The 14,488-nt window shown below is 71.3% G+C and carries 13 protein-coding genes and 1 pseudogene; 9 read left to right on the top strand and 5 right to left on the bottom strand.

The features are described 5' to 3' along the window. Positions 1 to 23: 23 nt before the first annotated feature. From mmsA to AB0A90_RS13150, 4 genes are all read left to right on the top strand, one after another. Positions 24 to 1,571 carry a multiple monosaccharide ABC transporter ATP-binding protein gene (gene mmsA / locus AB0A90_RS13165; protein WP_357246037.1) on the top strand — a complete coding sequence of 516 codons (1,548 nt, stop codon included), beginning with the start codon at positions 24 to 26 and terminating at the stop codon, positions 1,569 to 1,571. Then, positions 1,568 to 2,866: a multiple monosaccharide ABC transporter permease gene (mmsB, locus tag AB0A90_RS13160; RefSeq protein WP_357246034.1), complete on the top strand. Its 1,299-nt coding sequence runs from the start codon at positions 1,568 to 1,570 to the stop codon at positions 2,864 to 2,866. Before mmsA ends, mmsB begins: the two co-directional genes overlap by 4 nt. A 54-nt stretch (positions 2,867 to 2,920) precedes the next feature. Then, positions 2,921 to 4,024: a sugar-binding protein gene (locus tag AB0A90_RS13155; protein WP_357246031.1), complete on the top strand. Its 1,104-nt coding sequence runs from the start codon at positions 2,921 to 2,923 to the stop codon at positions 4,022 to 4,024. Between the two features lie 169 nt (positions 4,025 to 4,193). Further along, positions 4,194 to 5,399: an ROK family transcriptional regulator gene (locus AB0A90_RS13150; RefSeq protein WP_357246189.1), complete on the top strand. Its 1,206-nt coding sequence runs from the start codon at positions 4,194 to 4,196 to the stop codon at positions 5,397 to 5,399. A gap of 26 nt (positions 5,400 to 5,425) precedes the next feature. Here AB0A90_RS13150 and AB0A90_RS13145 read toward each other — a convergent pair whose 3' ends face one another. After that, positions 5,426 to 5,776: a hypothetical protein gene (locus AB0A90_RS13145; protein WP_357246028.1), complete on the bottom strand. Its 351-nt coding sequence runs from the start codon at positions 5,774 to 5,776 to the stop codon at positions 5,426 to 5,428. An 88-nt stretch (positions 5,777 to 5,864) separates the two neighbouring features. On the opposite strand from AB0A90_RS13145, the gene AB0A90_RS13140 reads away from it, so the two are divergent. Together AB0A90_RS13140 and AB0A90_RS13135 are read left to right on the top strand one after the other, a co-directional pair. Next, positions 5,865 to 6,836 (top strand): ATP-binding cassette domain-containing protein, encoded by a 972-nt coding sequence (locus AB0A90_RS13140; RefSeq protein WP_357246025.1) that lies wholly within the window; start codon positions 5,865 to 5,867, stop codon positions 6,834 to 6,836. Beyond that, positions 6,833 to 7,663: an ABC transporter permease gene (locus tag AB0A90_RS13135; protein WP_357246022.1), complete on the top strand. Its 831-nt coding sequence runs from the start codon at positions 6,833 to 6,835 to the stop codon at positions 7,661 to 7,663. Before AB0A90_RS13140 ends, AB0A90_RS13135 begins: the two co-directional genes overlap by 4 nt. Before the next feature lie 92 nt (positions 7,664 to 7,755). Here the strand turns inward: AB0A90_RS13135 and AB0A90_RS13130 are convergent, their stop codons facing one another. From AB0A90_RS13130 to AB0A90_RS13120, 3 genes are all read right to left on the bottom strand, one after another. Next, positions 7,756 to 8,745, bottom strand: coding sequence for a transporter (locus AB0A90_RS13130; protein ID WP_357246019.1), 990 nt, complete (start codon positions 8,743 to 8,745; stop codon positions 7,756 to 7,758). Then, complete coding sequence (locus tag AB0A90_RS13125) at positions 8,742 to 9,632, bottom strand: ABC transporter ATP-binding protein (protein WP_357246016.1); 891 nt, start codon at positions 9,630 to 9,632, stop codon at positions 8,742 to 8,744. The genes AB0A90_RS13130 and AB0A90_RS13125 overlap by 4 nt, the downstream gene beginning before the upstream one ends. Before the next feature lie 83 nt (positions 9,633 to 9,715). Beyond that, complete coding sequence (locus AB0A90_RS13120; protein ID WP_357246013.1) at positions 9,716 to 10,123, bottom strand: GntR family transcriptional regulator; 408 nt, start codon at positions 10,121 to 10,123, stop codon at positions 9,716 to 9,718. Between the two features lie 205 nt (positions 10,124 to 10,328). On the opposite strand from AB0A90_RS13120, the pseudogene AB0A90_RS13115 reads away from it, so the two are divergent. Further along, positions 10,329 to 11,596 (top strand): annotated as a pseudogene (locus AB0A90_RS13115) (Nramp family divalent metal transporter). Between the two features lie 166 nt (positions 11,597 to 11,762). Here the strand turns inward: AB0A90_RS13115 and AB0A90_RS13110 are convergent. Beyond that, positions 11,763 to 12,035, bottom strand: a complete 273-nt coding sequence (locus tag AB0A90_RS13110) for a hypothetical protein (protein WP_357246010.1) — start codon at positions 12,033 to 12,035, stop codon at positions 11,763 to 11,765. Between the two features lie 231 nt (positions 12,036 to 12,266). On the opposite strand from AB0A90_RS13110, the gene AB0A90_RS13105 reads away from it, so the two are divergent. Both AB0A90_RS13105 and AB0A90_RS13100 read left to right on the top strand, forming a co-directional pair. Continuing rightward, positions 12,267 to 13,379, top strand: coding sequence for a hypothetical protein (locus tag AB0A90_RS13105; RefSeq protein ID WP_357246008.1), 1,113 nt, complete (start codon positions 12,267 to 12,269; stop codon positions 13,377 to 13,379). Between the two features lie 31 nt (positions 13,380 to 13,410). Further along, positions 13,411 to 14,460, top strand: coding sequence for a nitronate monooxygenase (locus AB0A90_RS13100; RefSeq protein WP_357246005.1), 1,050 nt, complete (start codon positions 13,411 to 13,413; stop codon positions 14,458 to 14,460). Positions 14,461 to 14,488: the final 28 nt, after the last annotated feature.

Raw genomic sequence — 14,488 nt, 5'->3', positions numbered from 1 at the left:
ACGTTGGCGAGGTGGTACGAGCGATGAGCAACGTGCCGACCCTCCTTGAGATGCGCTCCATCACCAAGGAGTTCCCCGGAGTCAAGGCCCTCTCCGACGTCAACCTGGTGGTTCGCGCCGGTGAGATCCATGCCATCTGCGGCGAGAACGGTGCGGGCAAGTCCACGCTGATGAAGGTCCTCAGCGGGGTCTACCCGTACGGCAGCTATGACGGCCAGATCGTCTACCAGGGGTCGGAGACCAAGTTCTCCGACATCCGGGCCAGCGAGAGCGCCGGAATCGTGATCATCCACCAGGAGCTCGCGCTCATTCCAGGCATGTCGATCGCCGAGAACATCTTCCTCGGCAACGAGCCGCGCAAGCGGGGCGCGATCGACTGGAAGGCCGCGAACCGGATGGCGCTGGACCTGATGGCCCGGGTCGGTCTCCAGGAGGACCCGGACACCCTGATCAAGGACATCGGTGTCGGCAAGCAGCAGCTCGTGGAGATCGCCAAGGCGTTCGCCAAGGACGTGAAGCTGCTCATCCTGGACGAGCCGACGGCCGCGCTGAACGAGGCGGATTCCCGGCACCTGCTGGACCTGCTGCGCGGCTTCCGCTCCCGCGGCATCACCTCGATCATGATCTCGCACAAGCTGAACGAGATCGAGGCGATCGCCGACCAGATCACCATCCTGCGCGACGGCCGGACCGTGGAGACCCTCGACGTCAAGGCGGACGGGGTCGACGAGGACCGGATCGTGCGGGGGATGGTCGGCCGTGAGCTGGGCAGCCGGTTCCCGGACCACACCCCGAAGATCGGTGACGTCTTCTTCGAGGTCCGCAACTGGAACGTCCGGCACCCGATCTCCGCCGACCGGCAGGTCTGCAAGAACGAGAGCTTCGTGGTGCGCCGCGGCGAGATCGTCGGCTTCGCCGGTCTCATGGGCGCGGGCCGCACGGAACTGGCGATGAGTGTCTTCGGCCGCTCCTACGGGGTGTACGAGTCGGGCACCATCATCAAGGACGGCAAGGAGATCGTCCTGAAGTCGGTCGCGGACGCGATCGACAACGGCCTCGCGTACGTCAGCGAGGACCGCAAGGCGATCGGCCTCAACCTGCTCGACGACATCAAGACGTCGACGGTGGCCGCCAAGCTGTCCAAGATCCGGCACCACGGCGTCCTGAACGAGGTCGAGGAGTACCAGGCGGCCGAGGCGTACCGCAAGGAGTTGCGGACCAAGGCCCCGACGGTCGACGAGGGCGTCTCGAAGCTCTCCGGCGGCAACCAGCAGAAGGTCGTGCTGGCGAAGTGGATGTTCACCGACCCGGACCTGCTGATCCTCGACGAGCCGACGCGCGGCATCGACGTCGGCGCCAAGTACGAGATCTACGGCATCATCCAGCGGCTCGCCGACCAGGGGAAGGGCGTCGTCGTCATCTCCTCGGAGTTGCCTGAGCTGATCGGGCTCTGCGACCGCATCTACACCGTGTTCGAAGGCGCCATCACGGGCGAGATCGCTCGGGCGGACGCCACCCCGGAAAACCTCATGAAGCAGATGACCTCGACGAAGAAGTTGGCCTCCCGATGAGCCGTATCAAGGACCTTCAGAAGAATCTGTTTGGAGGTACGACCTCCAACGCGCGCCAGTTCGGGATGATCTTCACCCTGGTGGCGATCGTCCTGATCTTCCAGATCTGGACCAACGGGCTGACGCTGCGCTCGGACAACCTGATCGCGCTGTTCCAGCAGAACTCGTACATCCTGATTCTGGCCATCGGCATGCTCATGGTGATCGTCGCCGGGCACATCGACCTGTCGGTCGGCTCGGTCGCGGCCTTCACCGGCATCCTGGTCGCCAAGTCGATGACCGAGTGGGACCTGCCGTGGCCCGCCGCCATCGTGTTCGGTCTCGCCATCGGCGCGGTGATCGGCGCCTGGCAGGGCTTCTGGGTGGCGTACGTCGGGGTGCCGGCGTTCATCGTCACCCTGGCCGGCATGCTGCTCTTCCGCGGCGGCAACCAGTTCATCGGCAACGCGCAGAGCATTCCGGTGCCGGAGGGCTTCCGGGACATCGGCTCCGGCTTCCTGCCCGAGTTCGGGCCGGACACCGGCTACAACAACGCGACGCTGCTGCTCGGCCTGGCCGCCGCGGTGGCCGTGGTGTGGCGCGAGCTTCAGGCCCGTAAGACCCGGCGGGCCATGGACGCCGACCCGGCACCCATGTGGATCTCGGTCCTGCGAATGGCCGTCATGGTCGGCGTGATCGCCTTCGCCTCGCTGCGCTTCGCCAGCGGTCGGGTCGGCACCAGCTTCCCGATCTCCGGCATCATCCTGCTGCTGCTGGTCATCGCGTACTCCTTCTACACCCGCAACACGGCCGGTGGCCGGCACATCTACGCGGTGGGCGGCAACTCCCGGGCGGCCGAGCTGTCCGGCGTGAAGCTCAAGCGGGTCAACTTCTTCGTCATGATGAACATGTCCGTCCTGGCCGCGCTGGCCGGCATGATCTTCGTGGCCCGTTCGGCGGCCTCCGGACCGCAGGACGGCAACGGCTGGGAGCTGGACGCGATCGCCGCGGTCTTCATCGGTGGCGCGGCTGTCGCCGGCGGTATCGGCACCATCAGTGGGTCGATCGTCGGTGGTCTCGTGATGGCCGTGCTCAACAACGGCCTCCAGCTGCAGGGCGTGGGCACCGACAAGGTCCAGATCATCAAGGGCCTGGTCCTGCTGCTGGCCGTCGCGATCGACGTCTACAACAAGAGCCAGGGGCGCTTCTCCATCATCGGGAGCCTGATGCGGCCGTTCCGCCGCGAGGACTCCGCTCCACCCGCCTCACCGCCGGACGCGGAGCGCGAGCCCGCCAAGGCAGCGGTGTCCAGCTGACGGTCACCGACCCCTCACCACCCCGTTACACATCCAGAAAGGCAAGTCCTCACCATGCGTAAATTCTTCGGCACGTCGGTGGTCGCCATCAGCGCCGCCGCGATGCTGGCCCTCGCCGGTTGCGGCTCCGGCCGTGACGGCGACTCCGGTTCCAAGGGCGACGCCGCCAAGGGTTTCCCGGCCAACTCGCTGATCGGCGTGGCCCTGCCGGCCAAGACCTCCGAGAACTGGGTCCTCGCCGGTGACCTGTTCAGCAACGGCCTCAAGGAGGCCGGCTTCGAGGGCAACGTGCAGTACGCCGGCGCGTCGACCACCGTCGCCGACCAGCAGGCGCAGATCACCTCCATGGTGACCAAGGGCGCCAAGGTCATCGTCATCGGCGCGACCGACGCCGCGCAGCTGTCGACCCAGGTCGCGGCGGCGCACGCCGCCGGTGTGAAGGTCATCGCCTACGACCGGCTGATCAAGAACACCCCGGACCTCGACTACTACGTCGCGTTCGACAACTTCAAGGTCGGCCAGCTCCAGGGCCAGGCCCTGCTGGACGGCATGAAGGCCAAGAAGCCGAACGGCCCGTACAACATCGAGCTGTTCTCCGGCTCGCCGGACGACAACAACGCCGGTGTCTTCTTCGACGGCGCGATGAGCGTGCTGAAGCCGGAGATCGACAAGGGCAACGTGGTCGTCGCCTCGGGTCAGAAGGACGTCAAGCAGACCGCCATCCAGGGCTGGAAGGCCGAGGGTGCGCAGGCCCGCATGGACCAGCTGCTGACCTCGACGTACGGCAGCAAGGAGCTGGACGGCGTCCTCTCCCCGAACGACACGCTGGCCCGCGCCATCCTGACCTCGGTCAAGGGCGCTGGTAAGCCGACCCCGATCGTCACCGGCCAGGACTCCGAGGTCGAGTCGGTCAAGTCGATCGTCAAGGGCGAGCAGTACATGACGATCAACAAGGACACCCGCAACCTGGTGAAGGAGACCATCAACATGGTCAAGGCTCTCCAGGCCGGTAACGCCCCGCAGGTGAACGACACCAAGTCCTACAACAACGGCAGCAAGGTCGTCGACACGTACCTGCTCCCGCCGGTCGCCGTCACCAAGGCGAACGCGGCCGAGGCGTACGCCAACGACCCGAAGCTCGCGCCGCTCACCAAGTAATCACCGCACGGTAGGCAGCAAGGCCGATGGGTCCCGGATCTCCTCTTCCGGGACCCATCGTCGTCCGGACTGCCCCGCGCCACCCGGCACCGACCCGGAAGGAGGTCTGACCGTGGCAACACCCGTCCGGTCCAGGCCTGCCGGCGTCGGACGCCAGACCGAACCTCCGCTGCCGTCGGTCCCCGGCGCCAGCCAGGAGGAGATCCGGCGGCAGAATCTCGGCGCCGTGCTGCGCTACGTCCACGTGCACGGGCCGACGTCCCGGGCCGAACTGACGAGCCGGCTCGGCCTCAACCGGAGCACCATCGGCGCGCTCGCGGCCGACCTGGTCGCCGGCGGCCTGGTCACCGAGGAGGCGCCGACCACCGCCCGCCGCGCCGGCCGGCCCTCACTCGTGGTCAGTCCCCGCTCCGACCGGGTCTACGCCCACGCGTTGAGCATCGACGCGGACCGGCTCCGCGCCGCACGAGTCGGCCTCGGTGGGCAGATCCTCGATCGGCGGGAGATCCCGCGACCCAGCGGCCTGTCGGCGATCGACGCCGTCCGACCCCTCGCCGACCTGGTCCGGGACATGGAACGGTCCGTGGCCACCGACGCGCTGCTGGTCGGCGGCGCCGCCGCGGTCACCGACACCACCCGTGGTCAGGACGGCCGGATCCGGATCGCCAGCATCGACGAGACGCTCGGCGTCGCGCTGGAGGCGGAGTTCAGCGGCGGCCCCGGTTTCGTGGCCGGTGACCTGGCCGACATCGCCGGGCTGGCCGAGCACGTCCGGGGCGTGGCGGTGGGCATCGACGACGTCATCTACCTGCACGGCGACCTGGGCATCAGCGCCGGCATCATCGTCGGTGGCCGGCTGGTGATCGGTCACCGCGGGCACAGCGGCAAGGTCGGCCACATGGTCGTCAACCCGAACGGCCTGCCCTGCGGCTGCGGCTCACGTGGCTGTTGGGAGACCGAGATCTCCGAGGCCGCCCTGTTGCGGCACGCGGGCCGGGATCCGAGCGACCGCGCGGCGGTGGCCGAGGTGCTGCGCGCGGCGGCCGACGGCGACCGAACCGCCCGGGCCGCCGTCGAGCAGGTCGCCGGGTGGCTCGGCTTCGGCGTGGCGAACCTGGTCAACGTGGTCAACCCCGACGCCGTGGTGTTCGGCGGGTCGCTTCGCGACATCTTCACCGCCGGAGCGGACGTCGTCCGCGAGCGGTTGGACACGATGCCGCTGCCGGCCTCCCGCGAGCACCTGCGCCTGCGGGCGGCGGCACTCGGCCGCGACGCCGTCCTGATCGGGGCGGCCGAGCTGGCCTTCGACAAACTCCTGGCCGATCCGCTGAACGTCGGCGTCGCGGGCCAGGTCGGGACCACCGAGCCCGCGTAGCCGCGACCGCCCCCGTCGACGAACCGTCAGGGACTCGGCACCTCTTCCACCACGCTGCTGCCGCTGCCCGGCCGGGACTCCCAGGACCAGGTCTCGTGCAGCCGCACCCGGCCGTCGGGCAGCACCGACACCTCCGAGACGCAGTGCCCCGAGGACGTCTGACCGTCGGCGTTGAGCTGGACGTACCGGAAGTCCAGTCGGTCGCCCTCCCGGGTGCCGACGAGGTGGCCGCGCCGGATGGACCCGCCGGCGTACTCGGCCCACACCTCGCCGGCCCGCTCGTGGTACGTGAAGACGGTCTGCGTGCCCACCTCACCGGCCACCACGTCTGCCACGGCCCGGAACCGCCGACCGTCCACGGAGATCGAGATCGTCATCTGCCGAACCTAGTCGAAGCATCGTTCCCGTAATCCCTACCGTATGTTGTACGGTAACGCGGTTGAACGCCTGCGGAAGGGGAGCGCTGTGCCGACAAGAGGTGACGCGATAGTGGCGGACGGGCTGCGTAAGCGGTATCGGGACCGCTACGCGCTGGACGGCTTCGACCTGCGGGTGCGGCCGGGGACGGTGTGTGGTCTGCTCGGCCCGAACGGGGCCGGCAAGACCACCTCGGTACGGATCCTGTCCACCCTGCTCCGGCTGGACGGGGGGCGTGCCGAGGTCGCCGGGTTCGACGTGACCCGCCAGCCCGACGAGGTGCGCTACCGGATCGGGCTGGTGGGGCAGCATCCCGCGCTCGACGAGGCCCTGAGCGGCCGACAGAATCTGGTGCTCTTCGGCCGGCTGTTCCACCTGGGCCGCCGCCGTGCCCGGCAGCGAGCGGTCGAGCTGCTGGAGCGCTTCGGTCTCGCCGATGCGGCCGAGCAGCCGGTCCGCACGTACTCGGGGGGCATGCGGCGCCGGCTCGACCTGGCGGCCGGCATGATCCTGGCCCCCGCGGTCCTCTTCCTCGACGAACCCACCACCGGGCTGGACCCGCGGGGCCGCAACGAGGTGTGGGAGTCGGTCCGGGAGTTGGTGCGTACCGGCACCACCGTGTTGCTCACCACCCAGCACCTGGACGAGGCCGACCAACTCGCCGACCGGATCTCGGTGGTCGAGGCCGGCCGGGTGATCGCCGAGGGCACTCCGGACGACCTCAAGACCCGCCTCGGTGGCGACCGGATCGAGGTGGTCGTCGCGGCCCCGGCCGACCTCGCCGCCGCCGTCGCCCAGGTACGCCGGGTGGCCGGCGACGAACCGACCGTCGACGTGGACCGGCGAATGGTGAGCGTCCAGGTCGGTCACCGGGCGGGCGCGCTCGTCGACGTGTTGCGGGCGTTGGACGCCGAGCACGTACCGGTGGCGGACGTCGCACTGCGCCGGCCCACCCTGGACGACGTGTTCCTGCACCTCACCGGGCACCGCACCCGGGCCACCGAGGAGGTGGCCGCATGAGCGCGGTGAGCACGCCGGTCCCGGGGGTGGACCTGACGCCCGGCCGGCCCGCCCTCCTGGCCGACAGCGCCACGTTGATCTGGCGCGGCCTGGCCCGGTGGCGACGCGACCCCGGCCCGCTGATCGCCTCGCTCGGCTTCAACATCCTGATCGTGCTGATGTTCGCGTACCTGTTCGGTGGCGCGTTGCAGGTGCCCGGCGGTGGCAGCTACCGGGAGTTCCTGATGCCCGGCATGTACGTGATGACGATGGTGTTCGGCATCAGCCTCACCACGATCGCCGTCGCCGAGGACCTGGAGCGCGGGGTGACCGACCGCCTCCGGTCGATGCCCGTCGCACCGCTGGCCCCGCTGGCGGCCCGGGCCGTGGCCGACATGCTGTTCGCCGTGGTCACCCTCGGGATCCTGCTGCTGACCGGTCTCGCGATCGGCTGGCGGGCGTACGGCGGGGCCGGTGCCACCCTCGCGGCGGTGGGGCTGATCCTGCTGCTGCGCTTCGCCCTGATCTGGGTCGGCATCTTCCTCGGGCTGGTCACCCGCGGGCAGACGGCCGTGGTGGCCGTGCAGACCCTGGAGTTTCCGCTCGGCTTCCTCTCCAACGCGTTCGTCGCACCGTCCACCATGCCCGCGTGGCTCGGTGCGGTGGCGGCCTGGAACCCGCTGTCGGCGACCGTCGGGGCCACCCGGGAGTTGTTCGGCAACCCCGGCTGGGGTGGTGACTCCTGGGCGGCGCAGCACTACCCGTTGCTGGCGGTGCTCTGGCCGGTCGTCCTGGTCGCGGTCTTCCTGCCGCTCTCGGTCGCCCGCTACCGCCGACTGGCCGGCTGACCCGCCCGAGGGACGGGCCTCCGGTGGTCGACCCACCGGCCCGGACGGGTGATCGCCGAGCCCCCGTGGCCCGGCGATCACCCGTTCCTCGACTACGCGATCCGGCGCACCCGGCGGATGGCGAGGTAGAGCAGGAGCAGGGCCAGGGCGACGAAGATGCCCGTCTCGATCCCCTGGAACAGCCAGAACCGGTCCGCCGGCTGGTACAGCTGCCAGTTGTACGCGCCCGGCTCGAGTCCCAGTTCCGCCCCGCAGAGCCGACCCTCCGGCCCCTTACCGCCCGGTGGACACTGGATCCGGCCGCCCTCCGAGATCATCGTGCCGTCGGGGTTCCGGACGCCCTGGGCGAGGACCCAGTCGCCCCGGCTGATCTCCGGTGGCCCTTCCCCCTCGATCGGGAAGGTCTGGGTGTGGGCCGGCTGGTAGTGCCGTCGGGCCAGCAGCTCCACCGCCGTCCGGACGCCGATGAAACCGGCGAGGGTGATGCCCATGGCGGGCAGCATCCGCTTCCAGACGGTGCCGGCGAAGACGCCGAGCGCCACGGCGAACAGGGTGTACCCGATCGGGACGATGCCCTGCAGATCGAAGACGATCATGCCGAACCGGCCCTCGTGCGCGGCCTGGGTGAGCGGATCGACCCACCAGGACATGCCCAGCCCGTAGATCGTCGCGAGGACCAGGACGGCCCCGCTCACCAGCCCGAACTTCACCAGCGCCCAGCGGGTCCGGCCGACGCCCTGGGTCCAGACGAACCGGTGCGTGCCGTGCTCCACCTCGCGGGCGACCAGTGGGGCGCCCCAGAAGAGGCCGACAAGGGCCGGCAGGGTGATCAGCAGTACGGCCACCAGACTGAGACTGCCGTACTGGTTGCCGAAGCGCCGGAAGCCCGCATCGCAGGTCTCCCGGGTCGTCTGGGCCACGTCGGCGCGGGCGAGTTGGCTGGCGCAGTCCGTCAGCCCGAGGTCGGCGAAGGTGTTCCGCATGGCCAGGCCGATGGGCACCAGCAGGGCGGCGAGCGCCACGAGCCCCAGCAGGGTGTAGAGCGCCTGCTTGCGGTGTTGCCGCCAGGTCAACCAGATCATGCTGCCACTCCCCACTCGCTGTGCCGGGTCTGCGTGGTTCCGTCGGCCAGGTAGGCCAGCACGACGTCCTCCAGGCTGACCTCGCGGACCGTCCAGGCCGGGTCGGTGACCGGGCCGTCGGTGCGGACCAGCAGCGTGGACTGCCGATCGGTGTGGCTGGCCCGGACCACGGCGGCGACGCCCCCGATGACGCCGTCGTCGTGCCGGGGGCCGACCAGTTGGCGGTGCTCGGCGACCAGGTCGTCGACCGCGCCGGTGAGTTGCACCTGGGCGGAGTTGAGCACGATCAGGTAGTCGCAGACCCGTTCCAGGTCGGCCAGCAGGTGCGAGGAGAGCAGGACCGTGGTGCCGGATTCCGCGACGCTGCCCATCAGCGACTGGAGGAACTCCCGTCGGGCCAGGGGGTCGAGGCTGGCCACCGGTTCGTCGAGCAGCAGCAGCCGGGGCTGCTTGGCCAACGCGAGGGCGAGCGCCACCTGGGCCCGTTGGCCGCCGGAGAGTTTGCCGACCGGTCGGTCCGGGGGGATGCCGAGCTGGGCCAACCGCTGACGGGCCAACGTGGCGTCCCACCGCTTGTTCAGCTTGCCGCCGGCGATGACCAGCTCGGCCGCGGTGAAGTCCCGGTAGAGCGGGGTGTCCTGGGCGACGAACCCGATGTCGGCCAGCCCCTCCGTGTCGCCGTAGGGGGATCTGCCGAAGACCCGGACCGCGCCCGCGTCGGGCTTGAGCAACCCGACGGCCAGGTGCAGCAGGGTGCTCTTGCCCGCGCCGTTCGGCCCGACCAGCGCGGCGATCCGGCCGGCCGGCAGGTGCAGCGAGCAGTCCCGCAACGCCCAGGTGCTGCCGTACCGCTTGCCCAGCCGGTCGGCCTCCAAGACCATGTCCATCCTCTGTCCTCTCGATCCGGCTGCGCCCGCGGTGGGGGAGCAGCCGTTGCTTCGGTGCCTGGTGGTTCGCTTGCCGGGCACGCTCAGGCGGGCTCCTTCTGCGGGGCGTCGTCGGCGAGGGTGGCGCGCAGCGTGGTCTCCACCAGGGCGATGACGTCCTCGGCCGAGAGGCCCGCGGTCTGCGCGCGGTGCAACCAGGCGACCAGGTCCTCGCGGAGCTCGGCCTGGTTGGGCAGGGACGCGCCGGCCAGGGTGCGCTGGACGAACGTGCCCACCCCGGGTCGGCCGCCGACCAGACCCTCGATCTCCAACTCGCGGTACGCCTTCAGCACCGTGTTCGGGTTGATCGCCAGTGACTGCGCGACGTCCCGGACCTTCGGCAACTGGTCGCCCGGCGTCAGCAGACCGACGCGCAGCGCCTGCTTCACCTGCTGCACGAGCTGCATGTAGGTGTTCACCTTCGACCGGCTGTCCAACACGAACTCGATCACTCGGGATGATCCTTCCTGTTGTCCTACGACAGTAGGACTAATAGACAGCTTCGTCGGGGACCCCCGCCGCTGTCAAGCGCGCGGCGCGTCGCGATGCATCCGGCGCGTCGGTCTCGGTGGCACCGGCGGGCCAGAGGTTGGCACCAACGGGCCAACCGAGCGGGAAGGGACCGGCACGAAAGTCGTGTCGACGGAGAGGTGTTCGATGGTCACCAACGACGTGGCGACGTCGACAGCGACTCCACTACAGGTGGCTCGGGCCCGGGGGCGGGTACGCGGCCGGCTGATCCTGCTCGGCCCGGCGTTCGTCGCCGCCGTCGCCTACGTCGACCCCGGCAACTTCGCCACCAACTCCGCCGCCGGCGCCCGCTACGGCTACCTGCTGGTCTGGGTCGTGGTGGTGGCCAACCTGATGGCGATGCTGGTGCAGACCCTCACCGCCAAGTTGGGTCTGGCCACCGGGCGCAGCCTGCCCGAGCTGTGCCGGGAGCGGCTGCCCCGGCCGCTGAACCGGCTGATGTGGGTGCAGGCCGAGTTGGTCGCCATGGCCACCGACCTGGCCGAGGTGATCGGTGGCGCGGTCGCCCTCTACCTGCTCTTCGGCATCCCGCTGCTGCCCGGCGGGCTCATCATCGGCACGGCGGCGTTCGCCGTGCTCGCCCTGCGCTCGCGCGGGTTCCGCGCCTTCGAGATCGCCATCGCCGTACTGCTCGGTGTGATCGTCCTGGCCTTCGCCGCCAACCTGCTCGCCTCCGGCTCCGACCCCGGCTCCGCCGTGGCCGGTCTGGTGCCCCGGCTCCAGGGCACCGACAGTGTGCTGCTGGCCGCCGGCATCCTGGGCGCCACCGTCATGCCGCACGTCATCTACGTGCACTCCGCGCTGACCCGCGACCGCATCCCGGCCACCGACGACACCGAGCGTCGGGTCCTGTTCCGGGGCCAGCGCACCGACGTACTGCTCGCCCTGAGCGCGGCCGGCGCGGTGAACCTCGCCATGCTGCTGATCGCGGCGGCCAGCTTCCGCGGCGGCGGCCCGGGTGGCGCGGACAGCCTGGAGGGTGTGCACGCCGGGCTCGGCCAGAGCATCGGCACCGCCGCGGCGTTCGGGTTCGCCGTCGCCCTGCTGGTGTCCGGGCTGGCCTCCACGAGCGTCGGCACCTACGCCGGCGAGGTGATCATGCAGGGCTTCCTGCGGCGGCGGGTCCCACTGCTGCTGCGCCGGCTGGTCACCCTGGTGCCGGCCTGGCCGTGCTCGCCATCGGCCTCGACCCCACCCGAGCCCTGGTCCTGTCCCAGGTCATCCTCAGTTTCGGCATCCCGTTCGCGCTGATCCCGGTGGTCGCCTTCACCCGGCGGCGCGACCTGATGGGCAACCTGGTCAACCATCCGCTCACCACCGCGGCCGCGTCGCTGGTGGCCGTACTGGTGGTCGCGCTCAACGCGTTCCTGCTCTGGCAGGTAACCGCCGGCTGAGCCGGCGTGGCCGGTTAAGCCGGCTGGCCGGCTCGCTGGCCAGCCGTCCAGATGCGGACGTCCGCCCGAGCGTGATGCCTGTGAGTCATCTTGATGACTCACAGGCATCAGACGCGTTGGCGACCCTGCCCCCGGCTTCGGGCGGCCGGGCCGGTGGTGCGCGCGGTCAGGTGCGCCGGCCCTCGTCGCGGGTGGGGATCTCCTGGCGCTGTTCCAGGGCGTCCGCCGGGTTGGCGTCGGCCGGCAGTGACGTCACCTCTTCGAGCGTGCCGGCCGGAAGGGCGCCCTGCTCGGCCAGGTCGGCCTCGGACGCCTCCGGGTCGACGTCACCCGACACCCGGTCCGGCGGCCCGTAGTCGACGGCGTCCTGTCGCTGCTCCTGGGCGTCCGCCTCCGGGGGAGGAAACGTGTCGCCCTGGTCGTCCCGGTACGTGCTCATCGGAGCCTCCCACCCGGCGGGTGTCGACGTGCCGCCGGGCCACTGCCTACCCGGCATCGCGGAACTCAGACCTGCCGCTTCGATCCGAGCCGCTGGCAACGAGTGACCGGCCGGGGTGGCCTTTCCTCGACGACAGGCCCGGCCACGTCCGCGCGCTGACCCCGCCGGTGGCCCGGATCGGCCAGGATGGGCAGGTGGCCCGGGGCGCGGCCGTGACGAGGAGGGTGGGCGATGCGGGTACGCGGGCGGTTGACCTGGGGGCGGCGAGCCCGTGCGGGTGCGGCGCTGGCGGCGCTGCTCGCCGGCGCGGGGGCGTCGACCATCGCGCTGACACCGGCAGTGGCGGCGGGTGCGGTGGCGGCCGGGACGCCGGTGTGCCAGGTGCGTGACGACCGGCTCCGCGAGATCTCCGGGATGGTCGCCACCGACGACGGGTACGTCATGATCAACGACGGTGCCGACGACGAGGCCCGCCGCCGGATCTTCTTCCTCGACGAGCGATGCGCGGTGGTCCGGGCGGTGGCCTTCCCGTCCCGGCCCCGCGACACCGAGGACCTGGCCATCGGTCGCGACGGCACCGTCTGGGTCGCCGACATCGGCGACAACGACCACTCCCGGTCGACGATCGCCATCTGGCGACTCGCTCCCGGAGCGGACGAGCCGGTGCTGCACCGGATGACCTACCCGGACCGCCCGCACGACGCGGAGGCGTTGCTGCTGGACGCGTCCGGTCGGCCGCTGATCATCACGAAGGGCGGCAGTGGCACCGTCTTCCTGTACGCCCCGACCGCCGCACTGCGGCCGGGGGCGACGACGCCGCTGGCCTCGGTCGGCCAGGTGACCCTGCCGACGACGAGCACCAGCAACCCGTTCTCGTTCCTCGGACGGGGTGTGATCACCGGGGCGGCGAGCGCACCGGACGGGCGTCGGGTGGTGCTGCGCAGCTACGCCGACGCCTTCGAGTACGACGTGCCCGATGGCGAGGTGGTCCGCGCGCTGACCGCGGGCACCGCGCGGGTCACCCCGTTGCCGGACGAGCCCCAGGGTGAGTCGGTCACCTACAGCCGCGACGGCAGGTCGTTGCTCACCGTCTCCGAATCCGCCGACCAGCCACCGGGCACCCGCCCGACGATCCTGCGCTACCCGACCACGGACGGACCGGCAACCACCGCGCGTCCGACGGGGCCAGCCGCGTCGGAGTTGCCCACCCTCGTTCGTCCCATCGCCGAGGACACCACCGGCCTGAGCCGCCGGACCTGGGTGCTGGCGGCCGGGGCCGGAACACTCGTGGCGCTGCTCGGCCTGGCCGGCGTGCTGCGCTGGCGGCACACGGCGCGCCGGTGAGCGAACGTCGGCGGTGCGGCAGGATGGTGGGATGTCCGTGCTGTCCACGTTGCGTCACCCGATCATCGCGGCTCCGATGGCCGGTGGCCCGTCCACGCCGGCGCTCGTGGCAGCCGTCTCCGCCGCCGGTGGACTGGGCTTCCTGGCCGCCGGGATGATCGACACCGAGCGGTTGGCCACCGACGTCGCGCAGGTCCGCGCGCGCACCGACCGGCCGTTCGGCGTCAACGTCTTCCTGCCCGACCCCGGTGGCGTGGACGACGCCGCCGTCCGGGCGTACGCGGAACGGCTCGCCCCGCAGGCCGCCGAGCGCGGGGTGAGCCTGGGCGAGCCGGTCGGCGGCGACGACGCGTACCCGGAGAAGGTGGCCGCGCTGCTCGCGGACCCGGTCCCGGTCGTGTCCTTCGTGTTCGGGCTGCCGGACCGGGCGACGGTGCGCGCCCTGCGCGAGCGGGGCACCGAGGTGTGGGCCACCGTCACCCGCCCGGACGCGGCGACGGTCGCCGCCGACCTGGGTGTGGACGCGGTGGTGGTGCAGGGCACCGAGGCCGGTGGGCATCGGGGTGGCCTGCCGGACGACGACGACTACGCGCTGTTGCCCCTGCTCCGGCTGGTCGCCGCCCGCTGCGACCTGCCCCTGGTGGCCGCGGGCGGCATCGTCGACGGTCCCGCGCTGGCCGCCGCGCTGGCCGCCGGTGCCGCCGCCGCGCAGCTCGGCACGGCCTTCCTGCGCTGCCCGGAGGCGGGCAGTTCGGCGATGCACCGGGCAGCGGTGGCCGGGGCCGCGCCGACCGCGCTGACCCGGTCGTACACCGGTAAGCGAGCTCGGGGGGTGGCCAACGACTTCCTGCGCCAGCACGACGCGTCGGCGCCGACCGGTTATCCCCAGGTGCTGCACCTGACGCGTCCGCTGCTGGCCGCCGCCCGGCGCGACGGCGACGCGTCGGTGGCGAACCTGTGGGCGGGGCAGGCGCACCCCCTCGCCCGGGAGCTGCCGGCAGCCGACGTGGTCACCGAGGTGAGCGCCGGTGCCCGAGCCGCGCTGGCGGCGGTGGTCGAGCGGTCGGCACGCTGGGGCTGACCGGCGGCCTCGGGTGGGGCGGGACGGG

It is taken from the genome of Micromonospora sp. NPDC049204 (assembly GCF_040647935.1).
In the GTDB taxonomy this organism is placed as follows: Bacteria; Actinomycetota; Actinomycetes; order Mycobacteriales; family Micromonosporaceae; genus Micromonospora.
This window is presented reverse-complemented; position numbering and strand designations above follow the sequence as displayed.